The sequence below is a fragment of the Pseudomonas beijingensis genome (assembly GCF_030687295.1).
GTDB lineage: Bacteria > Pseudomonadota > Gammaproteobacteria > Pseudomonadales > Pseudomonadaceae > Aquipseudomonas > Aquipseudomonas beijingensis.
This window is the reverse complement of record NZ_CP117425.1, coordinates 3,683,076-3,706,744: the sequence shown is the minus strand read 5'-3', so window position 1 is coordinate 3,706,744 and position 23,669 is coordinate 3,683,076. Positions and strand designations below refer to the sequence as shown.

The following is a 23,669-nucleotide window of genomic DNA, read 5'->3' as shown; positions in this document are numbered from 1 at the left end:
CATGAGTGACACGCCAAAACGCCGCCTGCGCAGTGAGCAATGGTTCAATGACCCGGCCCATGCGGACATGACCGCCCTGTATGTCGAACGCTACATGAACTACGGCATGACCCGCGAAGAGCTGCAGTCGGGACGACCGATCATCGGCATCGCCCAAACCGGCAGCGACCTGACTCCCTGCAACCGTCATCACCTGGAACTGGCCCAACGGGTCAAGGCCGGCATCCGTGACGCCGGTGGCATCCCCATGGAATTCCCGGTGCACCCGATCGCCGAACAGTCGCGGCGCCCCACCGCTGCCCTGGACCGCAACCTGGCCTACCTGGGGCTGGTGGAAATCCTCCACGGCTACCCGTTGGACGGGGTGGTGCTCACCACCGGTTGCGACAAGACCACGCCCGCCTGCCTGATGGCGGCGGCGACCACCGATCTGCCCGCCATTGTCCTCTCCGGCGGGCCGATGCTTGACGGCCATCACAAGGGCGAACTGATCGGCTCGGGCACCGTGCTCTGGCACGCGCGCAACCTGATGGCCGCCGGCGAGATCGACTACGAAGGCTTCATGGAAATGACCACCGCGGCATCGCCATCGGTGGGTCACTGCAACACCATGGGCACCGCCTTGTCGATGAACGCCCTGGCCGAGGCCCTGGGCATGTCGCTGCCGGGTTGCGCGAGCATTCCGGCGCCCTATCGCGAGCGCGGGCAAATGGCCTATGCCACCGGCAAGCGCATCTGCGAGCTGGTGCTGCAAGACATACGTCCGTCACAGATCATGACCCGCCAGGCCTTCGAGAACGCCATCGCCGTCGCCTCGGCCCTGGGTGCTTCGAGTAACTGCCCGCCGCACCTGATCGCCATCGCTCGGCACATGGGCGTCGAGCTGAGCCTGGATGACTGGCAACGGATTGGCGAAGACGTGCCGCTGCTGGTCAATTGCATGCCGGCGGGCAAGTACCTGGGCGAAGGGTTCCATCGGGCCGGCGGTGTGCCCTCGGTCATGCATGAACTGCAAAAAGCCGGACGCCTGCACGAAGACTGCGCCACGGTCAGCGGCAAGACCATCGGCGAAATCGTCAGCAACAGCCTGACCAGCAACGCCGATGTGATCCATCCCTTCGACACCCCGCTCAAGCACCGCGCCGGTTTCATCGTGCTCAGTGGCAACTTCTTTGACAGCGCGATCATGAAGATGTCGGTGGTGGGCGAGGCGTTTCGCAAGACCTACCTCTCCGAGCCCGGCGCCGAGAACAGTTTCGAAGCCCGGGCCATCGTGTTCGAAGGACCGGAGGATTACCACGCCCGCATCGACGACCCGGCGCTGGACATCGACGAACGCTGCATCCTGGTCATCCGCGGCGTTGGCACGGTGGGCTACCCCGGCAGCGCCGAGGTGGTGAACATGGCCCCGCCGGGCCGCACTGATCAAACAAGGCATCGACTCCCTGCCCTGCCTGGGCGACGGCCGCCAGAGCGGCACCTCGGCGAGCCCATCGATCCTCAACATGTCCCCGGAAGCGGCCGTGGGCGGCGGCCTGGCGTTGCTGCAAACCAACGACCGGCTGAAAGTGGACCTGAACACACGCACCGTGAACCTGCTGATCGACGACGAAGAGATGGCCCGGCGCCGACTCGAATGGGCGCCGAACATCCCGCCTTCGCAAACGCCCTGGCAGGAACTGTACCGGCAACTGGTGGGGCAACTGTCCACCGGGGGGTGCCTGGAGCCGGCGACGTTGCATCTGCGGGTGATTGCTCGTAGTGGTGAGCCGCGTCATTCGCACTGACAAGGTTGCGAGGGAGTCAATCGAATCCAAGACTGTTGAGAATGGAAAAAGAGGCCGAAGCCTAATGCCGACCAGTTAAGTGGACGCCACGAGGAAACACACAAACCGTGGCGAGGGAGCTTGCTACCGCTGGGCTACGCAGCAGCCCCAAAACAGGGCCGCTTCGCGACCCAGCGGGAGCAAGCTCCCTTGCCACAGGATGATTGCCCGGCTTTATTTCAACTAACTGACGTCAGTCAAGGCTGGGCCGTGTAATTACCCCGCCCACCGTATGCACATTCAATGTTTATCCAGTAGATGTTGGTAGTCATCCGCCAGCTTGGCGACGATGGGCAGCGTTTTTCGCAGGCTTGCGACCTGGCTCCGTGCCGACTGAATGTCGGCTTGTTGCTGAGCAATCTCAGCGTCAACAGTGAGAGGCAGGACCATCGGCAAAATCGTCTGCAGCAGCCTGACCAACATCACCGATGTGCTCCAGCCATTTGACACTCCGCTTAAGCCAAGCTCTGCAAACATCGGCTCCCCTTTCTACGCCCGATCTATCCGCCCCGAGTAACACCCTTGCTTCGCATTATGAACGTGGATGTAACTGACCTCAGGATTGGCAAACAGCCGGGTGATCACAGGTTCTATTGCCTGTCCGTCCACCACATCGGCATCGAGCAGCATCCCCTCTTCGGAAAAAGCACGCAGGGACAGTAGTCGAATGCGCATGACCTCAGGCACCTGGTTGACGGCATCGTAAGCCTGGCTCGCGCCCTCCCGGATGAAAACCGCATGAGAGGCACGGTACGGCGAGTTGGCCGGCTGGCTGACATGGTTCAGTAACAGCATGCGTTGCCCCAGCTCCGCGTCTTTCATTTCTATGCGGTCAGGAAAGCCTGGCTGACGATCAACGACATAACGCCTCACCCCCCGCGATGCAAGTGCTTCATCGGACAATCCAAACAGTGCGCGGAATGGATCGGGGGCAAGGCCTGTGATGCGAAAGTTCATGATGGGCACCTCTTGATGTGAGTGCCTAGAAGAGAGCACCTGGGCAGTACCCGCTATCCGGTTCTTGCGGCGAAAATCAATGACGCCGCGAATCCCGTAGGGAGACTGGCACGTGAAAGTGATCCGCAGTACCGATTGTTCTCGGTTATTGAATTCAGATGGCAACTCAACAGGGTTTATCTCCCGGGCCCAAACAAGAAAAATGCGCGCCATGGGTTCTTCGCCCGCCCAATCTGTTTCACACCCACGGAGCAAACCGATGCCATTCGCCAACTACAAATTCCCCGAAGGAATCCTGGACCACGCTCGCAAGGAGGAGATCATCCATCGCACCACGCAAATGTTCGTCGAGTACTTTGGCGAGCAGGTGCGGCCGTTCACCATGGTCCTTGTCGAAGAGGTCGCCGACGGTGGTTGGGGCCGCGCCGATGAGACATTGACGTTGGCGAAGATGGGATTGCCGGCGAAAGGACAATAGCGCCTGCGAATCATCAGCGACGCATCGACCCCGCATCGGCGGGGTCGTTATCGACGTCACGCATCAGTGCTTCAAGCCACCCTGCCAGGGATTCCCAATGACAACTCAAGACGTATCCTCGCCGCGCTCCCTGTTGGCGACCGTGACTGCACGGGTCGCCGGTTTCGAACCGTATCTGTACGCCTTGCTGCGAATCATCTTCGCCGTCGTCCTGTTTACCCACGGCTTGCCAAAGGTTCTGCGCACCGCCCATGGCTCGATGGCCGATCCAATGGCCGCGTCTATCAACCTCATCCAGAACGTGATGGGACTGCCTTTCGCTGGGCAGCTGGCCTTTCTGGTCATGCTCCTGGAAACGGCTGGGGCGTTGATGCTAGCGACAGGGCTCGGCACGCGGCTCGTCGCTCTGCTGATCGCCATTCAAATGGTTGCCATCAGCTACGCGTTGGGGCCGACATGGCCCTGGATAGACCGAGGCATCGAGTTTCCGGTGCTGATGGGATTTCTGGCGCTCTACATCGTCGCGCGCGGCGGCGGAGTCTATTCATTGGACGCGCGCTTGAGCACGCGTCTGCGATAGAAACGGCTTAGGCGCGGGTGGCCCTTTGTTTGAACCACCCTTGCCCTATGCTCAGAAGTCGACCGTGGCCGACAACTGCAAGGTACGCGGCGAGCCTGGAGAGAAGGCCCCATACGAGGCAACACCCGACCAGTACTCGCGGTCAAAGACGTTCTGGACTGTGGCCCTGAACGTCGTCGGTCGACCTTCGATCTTGGTGGCATAGCGAGCCCCCGCATCGAAGCGGGTCCAGGCATCCAACTCCTGGGTGTTGGCTTGGTTCACGTATTGGCTGCTGGTGTAGATCGCGCCGCTGGTGAGGGTAAAGCCTTCCACCCATGGGGTGTCCCATTCAGCCCACAAGTTGGCTTGTACGTCTGGCACGCCCACCGGCTTGTTGCCACGGTTGGCCGCCGTCGCGGAATCCGTCAGCTCGCCGTCGAGCAGTGTCACGCCGCCCATCAGGCGTGTGCCGGGGGCCACTTCGCCGAACACGCTCAGCTCCACGCCACGGTTGCGCTGTTCAGCCTGTACCGAGAACACGTTGTTCGCACCGATTTCGCCGCTGGGCTTCTCGATCTGGAACAGCGCCAGGGTGGTCATGAAGGTGCCGTGCTCGTACTTGACCCCAATCTCATGCTGTTTGGATTCATAAGGAGCAAACGTTTCGCCCGCATTGCTCGCTGTGCCTGGCGCGACGTCACCTTTACTCAACCCCTCGACATAGTTGTAGTAGAGCGACACGTCCTCCCAGGGCTTGACCACCACGCCGACCAGCGGGGTCGTGGCGCTGTCGTCATAACGAGAACTGACCGAGCCGGCGGCATTGTAATTGCGCGACTCGATATTCTGCCGACGCAGCCCCAGGGTCAGTTGCAGACGTTCATCCAGTACCGACAAGGTGTCGCTCAAGGCGAAGCCGGTCAGCTGCGATTCGGAAACCCGCAGCACCTTGGGCGCATTAATGGCCGGCTTGGGCACGTCCACCGGGTGATAGATGTTCGAGCCGACCACCGGCCCGTTGTTGATCCCCCGGGACAGTTCATCCTGGTAAGTCGTCGCCATCAGCGTGGTCGTGTGGCTGACAGGACCGGTGTCGAACACCCCACGAACCCCCACGTCGGCTGTCGAACGGTCCACGTTGAATTTGTAATACCCCGGCGTGTTGCTGATATCGCCGGCGTCGTTGAGGATTCTTGGTACCTGGTCGGACATCCGCTTGACGTCCGACCGACCACCACCGGCGTGGGCAAACACCGTGACCGCGTCCGTCAGGTCATATTCGCCACCCAGCAAGGCCGACTGCTCCTTGGTGTCTGACCAACCCCATTTCTGTGAGGCATTGGTACGACCGTTGGGGGCGGATGGAATGTCAACGCCAGGCGCAACGGTGAAGGGGCGAGAGGCACCGTCGAAGCTTTCTTTCTGGCTGATGAAGTCGAGGTTCAAGCGCAAACGCTCGCCCCGATAATCAAGGGCGATAGCGCCGATATTAAGTTCGCGTTCCTGATCGTCGATGGCCGTGTCGCCGCCCTGGAGGCTGCCGTTGAAACGCACGCCGAACTGGTTGTCCGGGCCGAATCGACGGCTGACATCCAGATGCCCACCTACTTGGGAATCAGACGCGTAGCTGCCGGTAAAGCGCGTCAGGTCTTCGTCCAACGGACGCTTGGGGACGATATTGATCACCCCGCCCACCCCGCTGTTCGGAGAGATGCCGTACATCAGCGCCCCCGGCCCCTTGAGCACTTCGACGCGTTCGGCGTAGTCGGTGAAGACCCGGTAGTTGGGCGCCACGCCGTATACGCCGTCGTAGGCCAGCTCGCCGAGGTTGCCCTCTCCGATGGGAAAACCACGGATGAAAAATGAGTCGACGATGCCGCCCACCTGGCCCGTCGAGCGCACCGAAGGGTCGCGTTGCAGGGCATCGGCCACGGTCACGGTTTGCAGGTCGGCCAGGGTCTTGGCGGTGTAGCTGGTCACGCTGAACGGTGTGTCCATCACGTCCTTGTTGCCCATCATCCCCAAGCGCGCGCCACGCGCCACTGGACCACCGGCCAGCTCGGGCGGCAGTGCGCTCGGGTTGTTGTGGGTGCCGGTGATGTTGGTCGCGTCAAGGGTCAAGCCTTGACCGTTGTCGACCGCAGGGACGTCCGAGGTTCTATCGGTGGAGGGCTTTTGCCCGGGGGTTTGCGCCCAGGCGGTGGCGCTTCCTGCGACCAGAATGAAACTCAGGGTGGCGGTACGAATCGCGAGGGATAACGCAGACTCACCACAAGGTCGACGTGCAACAGACATGGCTTAAGGATCCTTTCCAGCGAGAGAAAATGGTAATCACTCCTATTGCCAGTCGACCTGCGGAAAAGTATCACCTCCCGGGGTTTATTTTTTCAGGTTGCGCTGGATCCATCAGGCATACAGAGGCTGCTGCGGTATCGACAGCTTGCAACCTCTCGTACAGCCGGGCATCTTGCCGACCGTGTCGTCGCCTGCAGCACATGCTGATCTACCCGCTTGCGAGCGTTTAACCACCGAGGCTGAGTCATGTCCCACGCAGGTGCCATCCAGGGTTCGAACGTCAGAATCCTGATTTACCTTCTATTCGCGATCCAGCTCATCTCCATGGGCGCGATGGAAATGAGCGGGCCGTTCTGGCCGGTCCACCTGCGCGGGCTGACGTCCTCGGAGTCGGTCTTCAGCTTCGCCAGCATCGCCGTGTATGTCGGGCCGATGCTGGGCATCATTCTGACCAGCGCCTTCTGGGGTCGTATCGGCGATCGCTACGGTCATAAGTTGATGATGATCCGCGCCCTGGCGGGCCTGTCATTGACTCAGTTGGGGCTGGCGCTGTGCAGCGATATCTGGGCCATCCTGGTGCTGCGCTTTTTGCAGGGTGCCTTTGCCGGGTACATCGCCCCGGCGCAAGCCTATGGCGTCAGCATCGAAGCCCCGTCGCGACGGGCGCGGCTGTTCGCGATCCTGCAAATATCCACCAACGTCGGTTCATTGCTCGGCGCGGTGGTCGGGGGCCTGATCCTCGATCACGCCACCTTCTTCTGGATCAACATCATCGCCTCGGCCTTGTGCGCGGTGTGCACGGTGGTGGCCGCCGTGACCTTGCCGGACGTGCCGCCGGTGAAGAAACCCGCGATCAGCCAGGCCCCGGCGACAACAAGCCGTACCGACAGCGTCTGGCAAGGATCGCCCTTGCTGTCGTTGCTGTGCGTCATGGGCATCCTGCTGTTGGCGCGGATGCTGCCACAGACCTCATTCTCCTTGTACGTGAGTTCGGTATTCGACGTCAGCAACTTGGTGGTCGGCCTGTGCTACGGCTTGCTGGCGCTGGGTTTCATCCTCTCGGCCACGGCCTGGTCGCGCTATTTCGAGCACCGTACCCAGCAGGACACCTTGCATCGCATCATCTACGTCGTGCTCGGCTGCATCGCCCTGACCGCCCTGGCGGGGGTCACGCGCAATGCCATCGTATTTGTCGTCGTCTACTTCATTTGGGGGGTGCTGCTGGGGGCTACCACGCCGGTGCTGATGGCGCTGATCTCGAAATCCGCCGACAGCGCACGGCAAGGCCACGTGCTGGGCATTGCCCAAGGCACCGCGCAGTTCGCTTCGATCGCAGGCATCTCGGCTGGTGGATTGCTCAGCCAGGTCTACGGCTTGCAGTACACCTACCTGTTCGTTTGCCTGGCTTATGGGTTGGCACTGATTCCCGTTGTCGTCTTGCGCTACTGGCCCGCGAGCCTGCAAGCCAGTCCCGCCCCGCCTGGGGACTGATCGAGGAGGGAGCGAGCTTGCTCGCGATGACGCCGGTACAGTCAACATCCCTGCAAGCTGACATACCACTATCGCGAGCAAGCTCGGCTCCCACACTGATCTCGGGTGTTCATGGAATCGGTGTTCACCGCAGATCTTTGTGGGAGCGAGCTTGCTCGCGATGACGCCGGTACAGTCAACATCCCTGCAAGCTGACATACCGCTATCGCGAGCAAGCTCGGCTCCCACACTGATCTCGGGTGTTCATGGAATCGGTGTTCACCGCAGATCTTTGTGGGAGCGAGCTTGCTCGCGATGGCGCCGGTACAGTCAACATCCCTGCAAGCTGACATACCACTATCGCGAGCAAGCTCGGCTCCCACACTGATCTCGGGTGTTCATGGAATCGGTGTTCACCGCAGATCTTTGTGGGAGCGAGCTTGCTCGCGATGACGCCGGTACAGTCCACATCCCTGCAAGCTGACATACCGCTATCGCGAGCAAGCTCGGCTCCCACACTGATCTCGGGTGTTCATGGAATCGGTGTTCACCGCAGATCTTTGTGGGAGCGAGCTTGCTCGCGATGACGCCGGTACAGTCAACATCCCTGCAAGCTGACATACCGCTATCGCGAGCAAGCTCGGCTCCCACACTGATCTCGGGTGTTCATGGAATCGGTGTTCACCGCAGATCTTTGTGGGAGCGAGCTTGCTCGCGATGACGGCGGCACATTCAATCTCAATGCAGCCTGATCCACCGATATCGCGTGCAAGCTCGCTCCCAGTCGATGCCGCTTGCGTCGCGGGCAAGTTGTCCTTTAGCATTGGGAATACTTCTCAATTGCAAAAAGCTGCAGCCATGAGCGAAACCCTGCCCGCGAACAACGACCATCATCTGCGCGTGATCGAAGACCTGTACGCCGGCCATCACGGCTGGCTGTACGCCACGCTGAAGAAAAAGCTGGGCAATGCCATGGATGCGGCGGACCTGGCCCAAGACACCTTCACGCGCATTCTTGCCTCCCAAGTCACGGCCATTGACCAGCCCCGGGCCTACCTGAGTTGCGTGGCCAAGGGCATTCTCATCAATTGGTATCAGCGCAAGGCCCTGGAACGTGCCTACCTGGAGGCGCTCGCGCATTTGCCGGCCCAGGAAGTGCCGTCCCCTGAATTGCGCTTCCTGGTGCTGGAAACCTTGCACGAAATCGATGCCATGCTCGACACCCTCCCGGCGCCGGTCAAGCGGGCATTCCTGTTGTCGCAGATCGGCGGTCTGAAATACGACGACATCGCCCAACAGCTGAACGTCTCGCTGATCACGGTCAAGCGCTACATGAAGCAAGCATTCGTGCAGTGCTTGATGCTGGTGGAATGAATGCTCACTCGTCGCCGTGAGCCGCCCCTCGATCCCAAGGTTCTCGAAGAAGCCGCCGAGTGGCTGATGCGCTTGAGTGAAAGCGACCTCAGCGACACCGAGCGTGCCGAATGGGAGTGCTGGAGAGCCAGCAGCCCCGAGCGCGGCCGGGCCTGGTCTCGTGCGCAGTTGCTGCAAAGCAAGCTCGGCGGCTTGCCACGAGCATTGGCAATGTCGGCGTTGGATCGCCCAAGCAGCCCCGAACGGCGTGCGGCCCTCGGCAAACTGGCGTTGCTGCTGGCAGCGGTGCCTGTCGGTTGGGGCAGCTGGAAACTGGCGCAGTCGCAGCAATGGTCCGCCGACTACCGCACCGCCATTGGCGAGCGTCGCGAGTTGACCCTGGCCGACGGCTCGCACCTCACCCTCAATACCGGCACGGCCATCGACGTGCTGTTCGACACCCAGCAGCGGCTCATCCGTGTGCGCGAAGGGGAAATCCTGGTGCAGACCGCGCCGGATGCTTCACCCCAGGCCCGACCGTTCCTGGTCAGCACCGGCGAGGGTCGGATGCAGGCCCTGGGTACGCGGTTCACCGTGCGCCAACTGCCATCGCGCACCCAGTTGGCGGTACTCGAAGGCGCCGTGCGGATTGAATTGGCCGAGGCTCGCCGGGCCGCGCCGCTCATCGTCAACGCCGGGCAGCGCACCGACTTCTCGTCCCAGGCCTTCGGCCCGTTGACCCCGACAGATCGCAACGTCGGCGCCTGGACCCAAGGCATGCTGATGGCCGACAAGATGCGCCTGGCGGATTTCATCGCCGAGCTGGCGCGCTATCGCCGGGGCTTCGTGCGGTGCGACCCGGCCATCGCCGAGCTGCGGGTTTCCGGCGCCTTTCCCATCAGCGATACCCAGCGCACGCTCAACATGCTGGTGCAAACCTACCCGGTCCTGGTCACCGGCCATTTGAGCGGTTACTGGGTAACGCTCTCCCCTGCCTGACCCCACAAAAATTATTCGCTACCCAGGTGATACTTTTTTTGATCTCAACTGGCAAAGAAAGGAATAACCATTTCATCTCCTCCATAGGGTCATCCATCCATGCTCGTTGCACGGCCCCTGCGTCCGGATCGTCCGTCCAAGCCCGTCATGCGCAGTGTGCTGTTGAGCCTTGCGTTGAGCACGGTCACCGGGTCGTTCGCCTTCGCCGCCGTGCCCGCGCAACTGGAAGCCATCGCCCCGCGCGCCTATGAAATCGCCCCCGGGCCGCTCGGCCCCGCCCTGTCGAGTTTTGCGATAGCCGCCGGCATTGCCTTGTCGTTCCAGCCGTCAATCACTGAGGGCCTGGTCAGCCCGGGACTCTCCGGCACTTATCCGACAGCCCAAGCGCTCACACACCTGCTGGCCGACAGCGGCGTGGAGATGGTGGCCCGCGATGATGGCAGCTACACGCTGGTACTGCGCCAGGTGTCCCTGCCTGAGATCAACGTCGATGCCGCCGGCAGACGCAGCACCGGCCTGCCACCCACCGACGCCAGTGGCCAGGTCGCCCGTGGTGCCCGCCTCGGCCTGCTGGGCAACGCCGATGTGATGGATGCGCCGTTCAGCATCAGCAGCTACACCTCGACGATGATCAAGGATCAACAGGCGGTCACCGTGGGCGACTTGCTGGAGCGCGATGCTTCGGTGCGCTCCACTGGCCAGGCGGGCGGTATCGTCGACTCGTTCTTCATCCGCGGTTTTCCGCTGGGGGAAGGCAATCTCGGTGAGTTGGCGTTCGACGGTGTGTATGGCGTGGCATCCAATTACCGGGTATTCACCGATTACGCCGAGCGCATCGAACTGGTCAAGGGCCCCGCCGCCCTGCTGTATGGCATGTCGCCCAACAGCGCCGTAGGCGGTGTGATCAACGTGGTCCCCAAGCGCGCCCTCGACGAAGACCTGACCCGGTTCACCAGCCGCTACGCCAGCGACTCGCAACTGGGCGGTCACCTCGACGTCAGTCGACGCTTTGGTGAGGAGCGCCGGTTCGGGATCAGGCTCAACGGTAGCCTGCAGCAGGGTGACACGGCCATCGACAAGCAGTCCCGAGACGTCGGTACCGGCGCCATGTCCCTGGATTACCAAGGGGATCGCCTGCGCATGACCCTGGACCTGATCAGCCAGGATGAAAAGTTCGACGCCGCCTCACGCCCTTTCAGGATCGACCCCGGCGTGCATATTCCCTCCGCCGCCAACGGCCGCACCAGCGTCAGCCAGGACTGGGGACGCTCGCGAGCCCGGGACAAATCGGCGTTGCTAAGTGGCGAGTATGACCTCAGCGACCAGTTGACCCTGTTTGCCCACGCCGGCGGTGGGAAATCCGAGGTCGAGCGCCTGTCCGACCAGACCCCGACCATCCTCAATGCCGCCGGCGACACCTCATCGGTACCCGGTTATTACAAGTTCAAAGTCCAGCGCTACACCGTCGACGCCGGCGCGCGCCTGGGCTTCGACACCGGGCCGGTCAGCCACCGCACGGTGCTGCAAGTCAGCCGTTATCGCGACGAGTTGTCCCGGGGCATTGTTTCCGGCCCCGCCATCCTCTCGAACATTTATCACCCGGTCGACCGGCCCCGGCCCAACCTCGCCGAGCCCCACACGCCGAAAGTCTCGGCGAGCGAACTGTCGGGCGTCGCCCTGGCCGACACCTTGTCGGTGCTCGATGAGCGCCTGCAAGTCACCCTCGGGCTGCGCCGGCAAAACATCCAGTCGGACAACTACAACACCACCGTGGCCACCCCGTCCTACGACAAGAGCAAGACCACGCCCCTGTTCGGTATCGTCGCCAAGCCCTGGGAGCATGTCGCGCTGTACTACAACTACATCGAAGGCCTGAGCAAGGGTGACATCGCGCCGTCCGCCGCCACCAACGCCGAAGAGGTTTTCTCCCCCTACATCTCCCGCCAGCAGGAGATCGGGGTCAAGGTCGACTACGACCGTTTCATGGCCACGCTGGCGTTGTTCCAGATCAAGAAACCCAGCGGTGAATTGTCGTCCGGGGTGTTTTCGGTGCAGGCCCAACAACGCAACCGTGGCGTGGAATTGAACCTGTCCGGCGAAGTTGCCCGGGGCACGCGCCTGCTCGGTGGCGTAACGCTGCTCGATGGAGAACTGACCCGCACCCGTGTGGCCGCCAATCGTGGCAACACACCAGTGGGCGTCCCCAAGGTCCAGGCCAACCTCTGGGCCGAGTGGGACACCCCGGGCATCGACGGGCTGACGCTGACCAGTGGCGCGATCTACACCGCCAGCCAGTACGTAGACCAGGCCAACACCCAGGAACTGGATGCCTGGACCCGCTTCGATGTCGGTGCCCGTTATGCCACCCGCATCGCCGAACGGCCGACGACCTTTCGCGCCACGGTGCAGAACGCCTTCGACCGCGCCTATTGGTCGGGAGTCGCGTCCTATGGCGCGTTTTCCCAAGGCGCACCGCGCACGCTGTTGTTATCCGCCACCGTTGATTTCTGAAACCTGCGGGCCGGGGCGGCGACTTGCGCCGTTGTCCGGTCCGGCTTTTGTAAAGGCATGAACCATGGTTACCGCTTTTCGCCGCCCTCACACCCTCTTCGCCCTGCTGTTCGCCGGGCTGCTCGGTGTGTCGTTGCTTTCGCTGACGCCCCGCAGCGCCCTGGCCGTCGAGGCGGACCCTGCCCTGGGCAGCGTGACCGACCTGCTCGGGCGCCAGGTCAAGGTCCACCTCCCGGTCCGGCGGGTGATCCTCGGCGAAGGCCGCCAGTTGTACCTGGTGGCGGCGCTGGATACGCAAAACCCCATCGAACGCATCGTCGGTTGGCGCAAGGATCTGATCCAGTCCGATCCGGACACTTACGGGGCCTATCTGCGCAAATTTCCCGACATCGCCAAGATCCCGACCTTCGGCGGGTTCGAGGACGGCACCTTTGACATCGAGCAGGCGATTTCCCAGCGTCCCGATGTGATCATCCTCAATATCGAAGCCCAGCACGCCACCGAGGATGCGCGCTACATCGAGAAGCTCGACGCCTTGGGTATCCCGGTGGTCTACGTCGACTTTCGCAACAACCCGATGCAGAACACCGAGCCGACCATGCGCCTGTTCGGCCAGTTGTTCGGCAAGCAAGCCCGTGCCGAAGCCTTCATCGATTTTCGCAACCAACAGATTCGCCGCGTCACCGACGTCATTGAAGCGCGCCACCCTGCCCGGCCAAAAGTCTTCATCGAGCGCATCGGCGGTTACACCGATGATTGCTGCCTGAGTTTCGGCAACGAGAATTTCGGCCTGTTCGTGGAAATGGCCGGCGGCGATAACATCGCCAAAGGCATCATCCCCACCACGTTCGGCCAGTTGAATGCCGAACAAGTGGTGGTCGCAAATCCGGCGCAGGTGGTGGTCACCAGTGCCAACTGGGAAGCCTTTGCCCCCGGTGGCCATTGGGTCGGAGTCGGACCGGGGGCGGACATGACCCAAGCCAGGCAAAAACTGGCGTGGTACACCCAGCGGCCAGCCTACGCCGGCATCAAGGCCCAGGACGACCGAGCGTTCCACGCCATTTGGCACCAGTTCTACAACAGCCCCTATCAGTTCGTAGCCATCCAGCAATTGGCCAAATGGTTTCACCCGACGTTGTTCGCCGACCTGGACCCGGATGCCTCGTTCCGCCAACTGCATGAGCAGTTCCTGCCCGTGCCTTATGAGCCGGGCTACGCCGTCAGCCTGCGCCAGACCGAGGACAAGCCATGACTTCGCTGAACGAAACCCTGGTGATGCAACGTGACACCTACCGGCGCCTGGTGCTGCGCAAGCGGCTTATCCTCGGTGGGCTCGCGCTGTTGCTGATCTGCAGCGTCCTGCTCGACCTGGCCCTCGGGCCGGCCCGCTACAGCCTCGACGAAGTCCTCGGTGCGCTGTTGTCACCCGACAGCGCATCGCCCCAGGTCCGCGTGGTGATGTGGGACATCCGCCTGCCCGTGGCGCTGATGGCCGTGGCGGTGGGTGCCGCCTTGTCGCTGGCCGGCGCGCAGATGCAGACGATCCTCAACAACCCGCTGGCCAGCCCATTCACCCTGGGTATTTCCGCCGCCGCCAGTTTCGGCGCGGCCATGGGGCTGGCGTTTGGCGTGGCCTTGTTCCCGCTGGCGGCGCAGTACATGGTGCCGGTGAACGCGTTCATCATGGCCATGCTGTCGGCATTGCTGATCCACTTCCTGAGCCTGCGTCGCGGTGTCACCGCCGAGACCATCGTGCTGCTCGGCATCGCCCTGGTGTTCACCTTCAACGCGTTGCTGGCGCTGGTGCAATTCTTTGCCACCGAACAAGCCGTGGCTGCCGTGGTGTTCTGGACGATGGGCAGCCTGACCAAAGCCACCTGGCCCAAGCTCGGGGTGATCTGCCTGGTGATCCTGGTCACCCTGCCGATTTTCGCCCGGCGCGCCTGGGCCTTGACCGCGCTGCGCCTGGGGGACGACAAAGCCGCGAGTTTCGGCATCAATGTGCGCAGCCTGCGCTTTCAGACGCTGATCATGGTCAGCCTGCTTGCCTCGTTCCCGGTGGCGTTTGTCGGCACGATCGGCTTCATCGGCCTGGTCGGCCCGCACATTGCGCGGATGCTGATTGGTGAAGACCAGCGGTTCTTCCTGCCGGCGTCCCTGCTGACCGGCGCACTGATTCTGTCCGCCAGTTCGGTGATCAGCAAAACCCTGATCCCCGGGGCCATCTTCCCCATCGGCGTGGTCACGTCGCTGATCGGCGTGCCCTTCTTCATATCCTTGATTCTCGGCGGGAAGAAAAACTCATGGTAACGATCCGGCTGGAGAATCTCGGGGCCCGCTACGGCCAGCGCACGGTCATTCACGGCGTAACCACCGCAGCGTTTGTCGGCGGCCAAGTGGTGGCGGTGGTCGGCCCCAACGCGGCGGGCAAATCCACCTTGTTCAAGCGCATGGCCGGGTTGATCGACGGCCCTGGGCAGGTGGTCTTGGCGGACTCGAAAAAGGGACCCCAGGGCATCAGCTACATGCCCCAAGGCTTGAACGCCAGCGCCCGGTTGACGGTGTACGAGTCGGTGCTGCTGGCGCGCAAGCAGCTCACGCCGGGCTGGGTCGTCCATGATGATGAGCTGAAGCTGGTGGACGACATTCTCGCCGCACTGGGCATCACTGAGTTGTCGTTCCGTAACCTCGGCGAGCTCAGCGGCGGACAGCAGCAACTGGTGTCGATCGCCCAGACCCTGGTGCGCGAACCGGAAATCCTGCTGATGGATGAACCGACCAGCGCCCTGGACATGCATCGGCAAGTCCAGGTGCTGAACTTCATGCGGGCCCTGGCGCGCAAACGCCAGGTCATTGTGTTCATCGCCATCCATGACCTGAACCAGGCGCTGCGCTTTGCCGACCAGGTGCTGGTTATCGCCGACGGCACCGCCCAGGGCAGCGGCCCGAGCGCCGAGGTGATTACCGAGCCGATGCTGCGCCAGGTCTACAAGGTGCAGGCACGGATCGAGCAGTGCAGCCGCGGCGAGCGCCACATCCTGATTGACGATATCGTTTGAGCGCACACCCGGGCCTTGCGCCAAAGGCCCGGGGCCGCAGGACCTAGGCCACCTTGAAGCGATTGACCAACTGTTGCTGGTACTCGGCCAGGCGCGCCAGTTCCTGGCTGGTGATGGCTGTCTGCTCGGCTCCGGCGCTCACCTGGATCACCAGGTCATTGATCTCGTTCACGTTGCGATTGATATCCTCGGACACCGCGCTTTGCTCTTCGGCAGCGGAGGCGATCTGGATGTTACGGTCGCTGATCGTCGCCACGCCCTCGGCGATCTCCACCAACAACTCGCCCGCGCGCTCGACTTTGCTCGCCCCGTCCTGAGCCTTGTCCAAGGTCTGCTGCATGGACAGCGCCGCACGATCCGACCCGGCTTGCAGGTTGCTGATCATCTGTTGAATGTTGCCCGTGGATTCCTGGGTCTTTTGCGCCAAGGTACGCACTTCGGAGGCGACCACCGCAAAGCCGCGCCCATGATCCCCAGCCCGCGCCGCTTCAATCGCCGCATTGAGCGCCAACAGATTAGTCTGTTCGGCAATGCCGCGAATCACATCGAGCACGGAAGAAATGGCATCGCTTTCCAGCTTGAGATCACCAATGATCCCAGCGGTTTCCTCGGCCTGCCCGGACAATTGGCGAATCAGCCCGATGGTGCTTTCGATTTCCACGCGCCCTTGGGCCGTATTGAGATTGACCTGTTGCGACATGTGCGCCGCATCGTTGGTACTTTGCGCCACCTCGCGCACCGTGGCGCTCATCTGATTGATCGCGGTGGCCACCAACTCGGTGCCTTGGCGCTGTTGCTCGACACTCTCGCTGGTCTGGACCGTCACCGTGGAAGACTCTTGCGCGGCGGTGGCCACTTGCGCCGTGGCATTGCCGATTTCCTGCACGACTTCGCTGATCTCTTGCGCCATGCGATTGAGGTTGCGTGAGATCTGGCCGAACTCATCCCGGCCTTCATAGGTGGCCCTGGCGGTGAGGTCACGCTGGGCAAGGCCGTTCAGAACCCGGTTCACATCGCGTACCGCCAGATCGATCAGGCGGATGATCACATACGACAGTACCGTCACCGCCAGCAGCGCCACGATGACCGAGCCGAGGGTCAGCCACAACGCACGGTTTGCTTCATCACGCCCCTGTATCGCCAGGCGGCTGACGCTTTGACCGAGAGCTTCTTCCACCTGGCTCATCATGTCGATGCGCTGAGTGGAGAGTTCGAACCAGGCCTCTGGCTTGATGCCCAGCGACTGGCCCAAAGGAACCTCGAAAGCCAGGCGCTGCAACTTGCCGACTTCGACCGCAGCGGGTTTGAGCATCTGCTCGGTAAATTGTTGAAGCAGGGCTGGCTGGGCCTGGCGACGGAATGCATCGGAATAAGCAGAGAACTCGCCGAGATTACGGCTAAAGCGCGATAACAAGGTCTCGTCGAAACGATCCTGACTGAATACCAGGCCCAGCACGACCCGTTCGCGTCCGGCCCGTTCTTTCATCTCGATAAACTGATTGAGCGCACCGAGCGCATGAACAATGGTGGCGTTATTGATCGTCGCTTCCAAAGAGTGGGTATAGCCCATCAGCGCTTGAATGATCTCGGTATAACGAACACCGGATTCGGTGCTACTGATACCCAACTTATCCACTTGCCCACGAATGGCGGGCAGTTGCTCCAAGGCCTGGAGGACAGTGTCCAATTGCGCGCTCCCCGACGCAGACAACCGGCGCACCACCTCGGCCGAGGCATTGGAGCCCTGGCGCGCCTGGGCCATCCGTTCGCCCATCGACTTGCCACCGCTGCCCAGGAACACCCCGCTGGCGCCGCGCTCGCGCTGCAATACCGTGATCAGTTGACTCAATTTCTGCGCCGTGGCGCTGGCGGTGACCGTGGCGTCCATATCGCGCAGTGTCTTGTAGTTGTCCACGACAAAGACGCCGGCCAAGGTGAGGAATCCCAATAAGGGAAGTAGCAGGATCAATAAAAGTTTCAGACGCAGCGGTGCATTCCTGAGCATTTCCGTTCAAGCCTCATTTCATATTGAATTAGTGACGCGTGAACTTGTTGTAAGAAGGCTGTTATACACGCTGACTTGGGTCGATCTTAGCGCAATACTAAATAGCCATCACCCCTGATATTGCACCGCTTGGCACTTATAACGGTCATGAAGCGGGAATATGTATTTGCCTTGATCGAGGTCAAGCTTTCGACAATTAACTGTAAGTATCCGGTAAGGGAAAACGCTCAACGATAGGCGCGCATTTCATCCTGTCCCGTTGGAGCACCCCATGCATTTGCTGCGCTTAGCCGTTTCAACCATCCCGAATGTGATCCTGCTCGCCGTGGTCAGTTCGGCGATGACCGCCCAGGCTACAGAGCCTGAAACCGTCGAACCGTCGTCGTCCTGGGGACTGGGGGTCGGCGCGATCAGCAGCCAGCAGCCCTATACCGGCATCGATCGTGACAACAAGGCGATACCGCTGATCTACTTCGAGAACGAATACCTGCGGGTGTTCGGCCCAAACGCCGAGGCCAAGCTGTCGCAGTTGGAGATCAGCGACACCCAGCAAATCGATTTCAGCCTCGTGGGCCAGTACGACTTCAGTGGCTATGATGCCGATGACTCGCGGGTTTTCGATGGCATGAGCGACCGTAAAAGCAGCTTCTGGGCCGGGGCCAAAGTGCAGTGGCACACCAATCTGGTGGACGTGCACGCCGAGTGGCTGGCGGATGTCTCGGGCAACAGCAAGGGGCAGCGCTTCAACCTGGGTCTGGAGCGGACCTGGCGGCTCGGCGAGCACATCACCCTCACGCCCCATGTGACGGCTATGTGGCAGGACAAGAAATACGTCGATTATTATTTTGGTGTGCGCGACAGTGAAGCCCGCATCGGTCGCGCGGCCTATGACGGCAAGTCTGCCCTCAATAGCGAATTTGGCATCCGGGGAAACTACATGTTCGATCAGCACCACTCTGTGTTCCTCGATATCAAGGCGACCCGCTTCGCCAGTGAGATCAAGGACAGTCCGCTGGTAGACCGTTCTACCGAAAACAGCGCGCTGTTCGGCTACCTGTACCGCTTCTGATGAGCCGCATTCTGCTGGTCGAGGACCACGAACGCTTGGCGCAACTGGTCAGCACGGGATTGACGAACGCCGGGATCGCCGTCGATGTGATCAACCGCATGGATGGCGCATGGGCGGCCATCCAGCGGATGCCCTACCAGGCGTTGATCCTCGATCGCGGCTTGCCGGACGGCGACGGGCTCGTTTTGTTGAAGCGCCTGCGCAGCGCCGGGCTTGGCCTGCCGTGCCTGGTGCTCACGGCACGGGATGCCCTGCATGATCGGGTACAGGGGCTCGATGCCGGCGCCGATGACTATCTGCCCAAGCCGTTTGCCATGGATGAAATGGTTGCCCGGGTGCGGGCTTTGCTGCGGCGCCCGGTGGACTGTCGCCCACTGGCCCCCAGCCACGGTGACCTGAGCCTGCAACCCGAGACCGGCACTATGTGTTGTGCCAATGAAAGCATTACCTTGGCGCCGGCGGAAATGCAGATCATGTTGCTGCTGTTGCGCAAGCCTGGGGAAATCGTCCGTCGCCCCAGCATCGAGGCGGCGGGCTGGGGCTTGAGCGAAGCGGTCACGCCGAACGCCCTGGACGTGGCCCTGCACCGTATCCGCCGCAAACTGCTGGCCATCGGTTCCCGCCAACGCATCGTCAACCTGCGAGGTCTCGGTTATGCGCTCCGCCAGGTCGACGTGGTTGAGTAGCCTCAGGTTCAAGGTGCTGCTGGCCTATATTGCCGGCGTGGCGCTGAGCATCCTGCTGATCGTCTCGGCGGCGTTGGTCCTGGTCACCTCACAGAGCGACATCCTGTCGGTCATGAACATGGCCGAACGCACCCAGGAGCTGGCGGAAAAACTCCAGTTCGATGCTGGCGGGCGCCCGGTCGGATTCGACCCCAGCGAGGCGGATCGAATCTGGACCTATGACAGCATGCGCCAGGAGATCGGCTACCGCGTGCTGGACGCCTCGGCAAACGTGGCCCTGGCGTCCACCGATGCGACCTTTTGGCCGGCGAGCGCCTCGGTGCGCCCTTTGGAGCAGGAACCGTTCAAGTTCGAGCGCCAGGGCATCCTGATGTATGGCGCCACCGCACCGGTCGAACACGACGGCCAGACCTGGTTCCTGCAGCTCGCCGTCAGCGAACGGTTGATGGACCTTTTCCACGGTGCCTTCGCCCTGCCCTTCATGGGCGCCGGCATCGTCCTGTTCAGTCTGGTACTGCTCTTCGTCTTTGGCGCCTGCGCCTATGTCATTTTGGGCTATACACTCAAACCCTTGCGCGAAGTGTCCGAGTCAGCGGCGGCCATCTCGCCTCGCTCGCTGCATTCACGCTTGCAAGTCAGCAGCGTACCGTCCGAGGTCGTGCCACTGGTGGACAGTTTCAATCGAGTCCTCCAACGCCTGGAAAATGGCTACCGGATCCAGCAGGAATTCCTGGCGACCGCGGCACACGAGCTGAAGACACCGCTGGCGCTGATACGCGCGCAAATCGAATTGATGGCAGACAGTCCCGATCGCAACGCGCTGCTCAACGATGTGGCCCACATGACCCGTCAAGCTCAGCAACTGCTGTTGTTGACCGAAACCAGTGAGGCCCAGAATTATCGGTTTGCCGCGGTCGAACTGGCCGATGTGGCGAAGGAAGCCACCGACTATCTACAGCGCATGGCCGAAGCCGTCGATGTGCGCCTGGTGCTGGCCGAGGATTGCACGGGCATTGCCCCTTGGCAGGCAGATCGCAGCGCCCTCTTCACCTTGCTGAAAAACCTGCTGGAAAACGCCCTCCAACACGCCCCTCGGGGCACGGAGGTTCGGGTGGACATCGGCAGGGATTACCTGAGCGTACGCGACTGGGGCCCTGGGGTTGATCGGGAGCAACTGCCCCAGCTGTTCGTACGCTTCTGGCGCGGACCTCATCGTCGCGACCATGGCGCCGGCCTGGGTCTGACGATCTGCCAGGAAATCGCCCAGGCCCATGGCTGGACGCTCTCGGCCACGAGGGCGGAGCCAGGCTTGTTGCTGCTGGTGTCTCGGCGGGGATGACTGGATTCAGATGCCGGGCGTTCTCAATTCCCCCTGTGGGAGCGAGCTTGCTCGCGATAGCGGTGGTCCAGCAGGCATCGATGTTGGATGTGCCGTCGTCATCGCGAGCAAGCTCGCTCCCACATTGGTGATACGCGGCCTCAGGCGACCCCGCCGTCAGATACCGCAAGCGTGCCGGGCTGTGGAACGCGGCTTGGCCGGAACGTCTCGGGCATCGCCAGCAACAGACCAAATGCCAACGCGGCAATCGCCGCCAGGGTCAGGAACGCCGCGCTGTAGCCAGCTCCTTGCACGACGAAGCCGGCCAGGCTGTTGCTCAACGCAGCACCGAACCCGAACACCGTCGACAATACCCCGAGGCTGACGTTGAAACGCCCGGTGCCCTGGGTCAGGTCCTTGACCACCAGCGGAAACAGCGCGCCAAACAACCCGGCACCAATCCCGTCCAGCAACTGCACCGCCACCAACCAATAGGGATCGTCGGAGAGTACGTACAACACACCGCGGATGGGCAGGATCAGGAAGCCGGCCAGCAGCAACGGCTTGCGGCCCCAGGCATCGGCCTTGACCCCCACCAGCCACGCCATGGGTACCATGACCAGTTGCGCCGCAACGATACAGGCCGACGTCAGCGGCGTGGCCAGGTGTACGTTGGCCTGGGCCAGCTTCTGGCTGACCAGGGGGAGCATCGCCGCGTTCGCCAGGTGAAACAGCCCACAGCAAATGGCGAACAACAGCAGCGTGCGGTTATCCAGCAAGACCCGCAGCGTCGAGGGTACCGGGCCGTGGACCGACTGACCGGCCTCCAGGCCCCGTGCCACGTCATGGTCGATGGCTTCGGCGGACACGCAACTGACCGCCACGATGCTGGCCAATGCCATGGCCGCCATCAAGTAGAACACCGCAATGGGACCGAACAGCCAGGCGAACCCACCCGCCAGCAGCGCTGCGCAGGCATTGCCTGCATGGTTGAACGTTTCGTTGCGCCCGGTGCGCCGCGTAAAGGCCTTGGCGCCGGTAATGCCCAGGGAAATCGCGGCGATAGCCGGCGCGAAGACCGATGCCGCCACGGCGCCGATGGCCTGGGTCAATGCCACCAGGCCGAAGGACGACGTGAACGGAAGCACCAGACAACCCAGCGTCACCATCAAGGCCGCGACAGCCACCACGGCACGCTTGCTGCGCACCCGATCGATCAACGCGCCGGCGGGCGCCTGGGCGACGAGTCCGGCCATCGCCGCCACCGTCATGACCACGCCAATGCTGGCCGGGTCCCAGCGATGCACCGCCAACAGGTAGATCGCCAGGTAAGGACCCAGCCCATCGCGCACATCCGCGAGGAAAAAATTCAGGCCATCCAGGGACAGGTTGTTGCGTCGGTCTCGGTTTCGATCCACAGCGGCCTCGACGAGGGCTTTGCCCAAAGTTGATTGACGCCATGATGTCGCAAAGAATCGAACCGAGCCACCGCGACGAACCCGAGGCCACTGAGAAAACCGTTGATAGTTCCCACCTGTGGGAGCGAGCTTGCTCGCGATAGCGGACCATCAGCCAACGATGATGCTGGATCTGACACCGTCATCGCGAGCTCGCTCCCACACTGGCTTTTGGGTTGGGTGGGAGTTCCATGTTCACCCCTCAGCCAGGAGAGCTGAGCCCGATCTCGCAACGATTCGATCCTAGCCACTGCGATGTACGCGCAGCCGCTGAGGGCGCGCTACGCCAAGGCGTCGGCCGTCGCACACAGCGCCCTACCAAAGCGCGATGTCGTAGGTGAAATAGATCCGGTTGCTGTCACGGCCCCGGGCAAAGTCCGAGCGATAGACGTAGTTTCGCACCTTCACGCCCAACCCCTTGAACGTACCCTGCTGCACCACATAGGCGATCTCTGCGTCACGTTCCCACTCTTTGACCGTGGTGTTGGACTTGCCGTCGTTGCCGCTCAGGTAACGGGTGGAAAACGTCAGGCCGGGCACACCGAGGCGAGCGAAGTCGTAGCCGTAACCGAGCATCCAGGTCTTCTCGTCTTCCTCGATGAACTTGCCGATCCCGACGTTGCTGAAGGAATACACCGTGGCGCCGCTGATGTAAGGCAAGCCCGCATCGCCGCTGAGCGTTTGGTAGCCGGCGCTCAACGTGTGGCCGACAACGGCGTAGGACAGCGACCCGCTGAACATGTCGTTGTCGACCTTGCCGCCGTAGGCCGACCCCGAATCGACGCTGTTGAAGTAGCGCAGGTCGCTGGTCAACACCCCGGCGCCCAGGGGCAGATCATGCTGGATGCCAACAAAGTTCTGTCGATAGAAATTCTCCAGCTCGCCGTAGAAGTAACTCAGGCGGATGTTCTTGCCCAGCTTGTAGTCGGCACCGGCATAGCTGAAGTCACCGGACTTATCGCCACCATAGCCGTCGGGCACGATAGGCATGCTGTCGCTCGAATCCCGCAGCTTGAAACGCTCCAGATGCCCGCCGGTGAGGGTGAGGTTGTCGATGTCACTGCTCGTGATCTGGGTGCCCTGGTAAGTCTGGGGCAACAGCCGCGCATCGTTGTAGATCAGCACCGGGGTCTTGGGCAGCAAGGTCCCGTATTTGAGCGTGGTCTTGGCCAGCCTGGCCTTGGCGGTCATGCCCGCGCTGGCGAACTCGTCGGCGGCGCGACCTTCGTCATGCACCGGCAGCAGACCGGTGCCGCTGCGGCCACGCCCGGAGTCGAGCTTGACCCCAAGCAGGCCCAAGGCATCGACCCCAAAGCCGATCGTGCCCGGCGTAAAGCCTGACTGGTAATCCAGCAGGAAGCCTTGGGCCCATTCGGTGCGCTCACTCTTGGCGGTCCTCGCCGCCCGTGCGCTCATCCCGTGCTCGTCACGGAAATTTTCGTTGAAGTAGACGTTGCGCAATTGCAGCTTCAGCTTGCTGTCGTCGATGAAACCTTCGGCGCTGGCCGTGGCCAGGGGCAACAAGCCAAGGATTGGAAACAAAGCCCCGCGGGTAAGCAAAGTGGTCATGTCTAGCTACTCGTTGTTGTTATTGGGCGTGCAGGCCGGCACCCCCCCACTTGCG

18 protein-coding genes and 1 pseudogene are annotated in these 23,669 nt (G+C 62.1%); 13 read left to right on the top strand and 6 right to left on the bottom strand.

All coding sequences use genetic code 11. From position 1 onward, the window contains the following. Nucleotide 1 precedes the first annotated feature (1 nt). A pseudogene (locus PSH84_RS16800) lies at nucleotides 2-1,787 on the top strand (IlvD/Edd family dehydratase). Nucleotides 1,788-2,066: 279 nt separating this feature from the next. On the opposite strand, the gene PSH84_RS16795 reads toward PSH84_RS16800, so the two are convergent. Beyond that, nucleotides 2,067-2,303, bottom strand: a complete 237-nt coding sequence (locus PSH84_RS16795) for a hypothetical protein (RefSeq protein ID WP_163006827.1) — start codon at nucleotides 2,301-2,303, stop codon at nucleotides 2,067-2,069. Between the two features lie 12 nt (nucleotides 2,304-2,315). Then, nucleotides 2,316-2,996, bottom strand: a complete 681-nt coding sequence (locus PSH84_RS16790) for a DUF1203 domain-containing protein (RefSeq protein WP_305481397.1) — start codon at nucleotides 2,994-2,996, stop codon at nucleotides 2,316-2,318. 46 nt (nucleotides 2,997-3,042) lie between these two features. Between PSH84_RS16790 and PSH84_RS16785 the strand changes: the two genes are divergently transcribed. Together PSH84_RS16785 and PSH84_RS16780 are read left to right on the top strand one after the other, a co-directional pair. Further along, a complete protein-coding gene (locus PSH84_RS16785) occupies nucleotides 3,043-3,261 on the top strand; it encodes a tautomerase family protein (RefSeq protein ID WP_122568387.1) in 219 nt (72 codons plus the stop codon). 97 nt (nucleotides 3,262-3,358) lie between these two features. After that, entirely contained in the window at nucleotides 3,359-3,841 is a 483-nt protein-coding gene (locus tag PSH84_RS16780) for a DoxX family protein (RefSeq protein ID WP_305481396.1), read from the top strand. Nucleotides 3,842-3,892: 51 nt separating this feature from the next. On the opposite strand, the gene PSH84_RS16775 is transcribed toward PSH84_RS16780, so the two are convergent. Next, nucleotides 3,893-6,118, bottom strand: a complete 2,226-nt coding sequence (locus PSH84_RS16775; protein WP_305481395.1) for a TonB-dependent receptor — start codon at nucleotides 6,116-6,118, stop codon at nucleotides 3,893-3,895. A 246-nt stretch (nucleotides 6,119-6,364) separates the two neighbouring features. Between PSH84_RS16775 and PSH84_RS16770 the strand changes: the two genes are divergently transcribed. The 7 genes from PSH84_RS16770 (at nucleotide 6,365) to PSH84_RS16740 (ending at nucleotide 15,510) form a co-directional block, all read left to right on the top strand. Beyond that, entirely contained in the window at nucleotides 6,365-7,609 is a 1,245-nt protein-coding gene (locus tag PSH84_RS16770; protein WP_305481394.1) for an MFS transporter, read from the top strand. 837 nt (nucleotides 7,610-8,446) lie between these two features. Continuing rightward, a complete protein-coding gene (locus PSH84_RS16765) occupies nucleotides 8,447-8,962 on the top strand; it encodes a sigma-70 family RNA polymerase sigma factor (RefSeq protein ID WP_122568383.1) in 516 nt (171 codons plus the stop codon). After that, a complete protein-coding gene (locus tag PSH84_RS16760) occupies nucleotides 8,963-9,940 on the top strand; it encodes a FecR domain-containing protein (RefSeq protein WP_122568382.1) in 978 nt (325 codons plus the stop codon). A 99-nt stretch (nucleotides 9,941-10,039) separates the two neighbouring features. Then, entirely contained in the window at nucleotides 10,040-12,451 is a 2,412-nt protein-coding gene (locus tag PSH84_RS16755; RefSeq protein ID WP_305481393.1) for a TonB-dependent receptor, read from the top strand. A gap of 64 nt (nucleotides 12,452-12,515) precedes the next feature. Continuing rightward, nucleotides 12,516-13,703 carry an ABC transporter substrate-binding protein gene (locus tag PSH84_RS16750; RefSeq protein WP_305481392.1) on the top strand — a complete coding sequence of 396 codons (1,188 nt, stop codon included), beginning with the start codon at nucleotides 12,516-12,518 and terminating at the stop codon, nucleotides 13,701-13,703. Next, nucleotides 13,700-14,761 carry a FecCD family ABC transporter permease gene (locus PSH84_RS16745; protein ID WP_122568379.1) on the top strand — a complete coding sequence of 354 codons (1,062 nt, stop codon included), beginning with the start codon at nucleotides 13,700-13,702 and terminating at the stop codon, nucleotides 14,759-14,761. The genes PSH84_RS16750 and PSH84_RS16745 overlap by 4 nt, the downstream gene beginning before the upstream one ends. Continuing rightward, on the top strand, nucleotides 14,755-15,510 hold the full coding sequence (locus PSH84_RS16740) for an ABC transporter ATP-binding protein (protein ID WP_122568378.1): 756 nt from the start codon (nucleotides 14,755-14,757) through the stop codon (nucleotides 15,508-15,510). The genes PSH84_RS16745 and PSH84_RS16740 overlap by 7 nt, the downstream gene beginning before the upstream one ends. Nucleotides 15,511-15,553: 43 nt before the next feature. Here PSH84_RS16740 and PSH84_RS16735 read toward each other — a convergent pair whose 3' ends face one another. Then, the gene (locus PSH84_RS16735; protein ID WP_439653646.1) at nucleotides 15,554-17,398 is read right to left on the bottom strand and encodes a methyl-accepting chemotaxis protein; all 1,845 of its coding nucleotides are present in this window, start codon (nucleotides 17,396-17,398) and stop codon (nucleotides 15,554-15,556) included. A gap of 388 nt (nucleotides 17,399-17,786) precedes the next feature. Here PSH84_RS16735 and PSH84_RS16730 point away from each other — a divergent pair, with 388 nt between their 5' ends. From PSH84_RS16730 to PSH84_RS16720, 3 genes are read left to right on the top strand one after another with little or no spacing between them, the layout of a single operon-like run. Continuing rightward, nucleotides 17,787-18,584 carry a MipA/OmpV family protein gene (locus PSH84_RS16730; protein WP_305470629.1) on the top strand — a complete coding sequence of 266 codons (798 nt, stop codon included), beginning with the start codon at nucleotides 17,787-17,789 and terminating at the stop codon, nucleotides 18,582-18,584. Continuing rightward, the gene (locus tag PSH84_RS16725; RefSeq protein WP_305470628.1) at nucleotides 18,584-19,270 is read left to right on the top strand and encodes a response regulator transcription factor; all 687 of its coding nucleotides are present in this window, start codon (nucleotides 18,584-18,586) and stop codon (nucleotides 19,268-19,270) included. The genes PSH84_RS16730 and PSH84_RS16725 overlap by 1 nt, the downstream gene beginning before the upstream one ends. After that, nucleotides 19,263-20,609, top strand: coding sequence for a sensor histidine kinase (locus PSH84_RS16720; RefSeq protein WP_305481390.1), 1,347 nt, complete (start codon nucleotides 19,263-19,265; stop codon nucleotides 20,607-20,609). The genes PSH84_RS16725 and PSH84_RS16720 overlap by 8 nt, the downstream gene beginning before the upstream one ends. Nucleotides 20,610-20,749: 140 nt before the next feature. Here the strand turns inward: PSH84_RS16720 and PSH84_RS16715 are convergent, their stop codons facing one another. Next, entirely contained in the window at nucleotides 20,750-22,006 is a 1,257-nt protein-coding gene (locus PSH84_RS16715; RefSeq protein WP_305481389.1) for an MFS transporter, read from the bottom strand. Nucleotides 22,007-22,360: 354 nt separating this feature from the next. After that, nucleotides 22,361-23,614, bottom strand: a complete 1,254-nt coding sequence (locus PSH84_RS16710) for an OprD family porin (protein ID WP_305481388.1) — start codon at nucleotides 23,612-23,614, stop codon at nucleotides 22,361-22,363. Between the last annotated feature and the right edge of the window lie 55 nt (nucleotides 23,615-23,669).

What these genes read in the sequence shown, in the direction of transcription:
- PSH84_RS16795 (WP_163006827.1), bottom strand. Translation starts at nt 2,303, where the DNA reads ATGTTTGCAGAGCTTGGCTTAAGCGGAGTGTCAAATGGCTGGAGCACA.
- PSH84_RS16790 (WP_305481397.1), bottom strand. Translation starts at nt 2,996, where the DNA reads ATGGCGCGCATTTTTCTTGTTTGGGCCCGGGAGATAAACCCTGTTGAG.
- PSH84_RS16785 (WP_122568387.1), top strand. Translation starts at nt 3,043, where the DNA reads ATGCCATTCGCCAACTACAAATTCCCCGAAGGAATCCTGGACCACGCT.
- PSH84_RS16780 (WP_305481396.1), top strand. Translation starts at nt 3,359, where the DNA reads ATGACAACTCAAGACGTATCCTCGCCGCGCTCCCTGTTGGCGACCGTG.
- PSH84_RS16775 (WP_305481395.1), bottom strand. Translation starts at nt 6,118, where the DNA reads ATGTCTGTTGCACGTCGACCTTGTGGTGAGTCTGCGTTATCCCTCGCG.
- PSH84_RS16770 (WP_305481394.1), top strand. Translation starts at nt 6,365, where the DNA reads ATGTCCCACGCAGGTGCCATCCAGGGTTCGAACGTCAGAATCCTGATT.
- PSH84_RS16765 (WP_122568383.1), top strand. Translation starts at nt 8,447, where the DNA reads ATGAGCGAAACCCTGCCCGCGAACAACGACCATCATCTGCGCGTGATC.
- PSH84_RS16760 (WP_122568382.1), top strand. Translation starts at nt 8,963, where the DNA reads ATGCTCACTCGTCGCCGTGAGCCGCCCCTCGATCCCAAGGTTCTCGAA.
- PSH84_RS16755 (WP_305481393.1), top strand. Translation starts at nt 10,040, where the DNA reads ATGCTCGTTGCACGGCCCCTGCGTCCGGATCGTCCGTCCAAGCCCGTC.
- PSH84_RS16750 (WP_305481392.1), top strand. Translation starts at nt 12,516, where the DNA reads ATGGTTACCGCTTTTCGCCGCCCTCACACCCTCTTCGCCCTGCTGTTC.
- PSH84_RS16745 (WP_122568379.1), top strand. Translation starts at nt 13,700, where the DNA reads ATGACTTCGCTGAACGAAACCCTGGTGATGCAACGTGACACCTACCGG.
- PSH84_RS16740 (WP_122568378.1), top strand. Translation starts at nt 14,755, where the DNA reads ATGGTAACGATCCGGCTGGAGAATCTCGGGGCCCGCTACGGCCAGCGC.
- PSH84_RS16735 (WP_439653646.1), bottom strand. Translation starts at nt 17,398, where the DNA reads ATGGACGCCACGGTCACCGCCAGCGCCACGGCGCAGAAATTGAGTCAA.
- PSH84_RS16730 (WP_305470629.1), top strand. Translation starts at nt 17,787, where the DNA reads ATGCATTTGCTGCGCTTAGCCGTTTCAACCATCCCGAATGTGATCCTG.
- PSH84_RS16725 (WP_305470628.1), top strand. Translation starts at nt 18,584, where the DNA reads ATGAGCCGCATTCTGCTGGTCGAGGACCACGAACGCTTGGCGCAACTG.
- PSH84_RS16710 (WP_305481388.1), bottom strand. Translation starts at nt 23,614, where the DNA reads ATGACCACTTTGCTTACCCGCGGGGCTTTGTTTCCAATCCTTGGCTTG.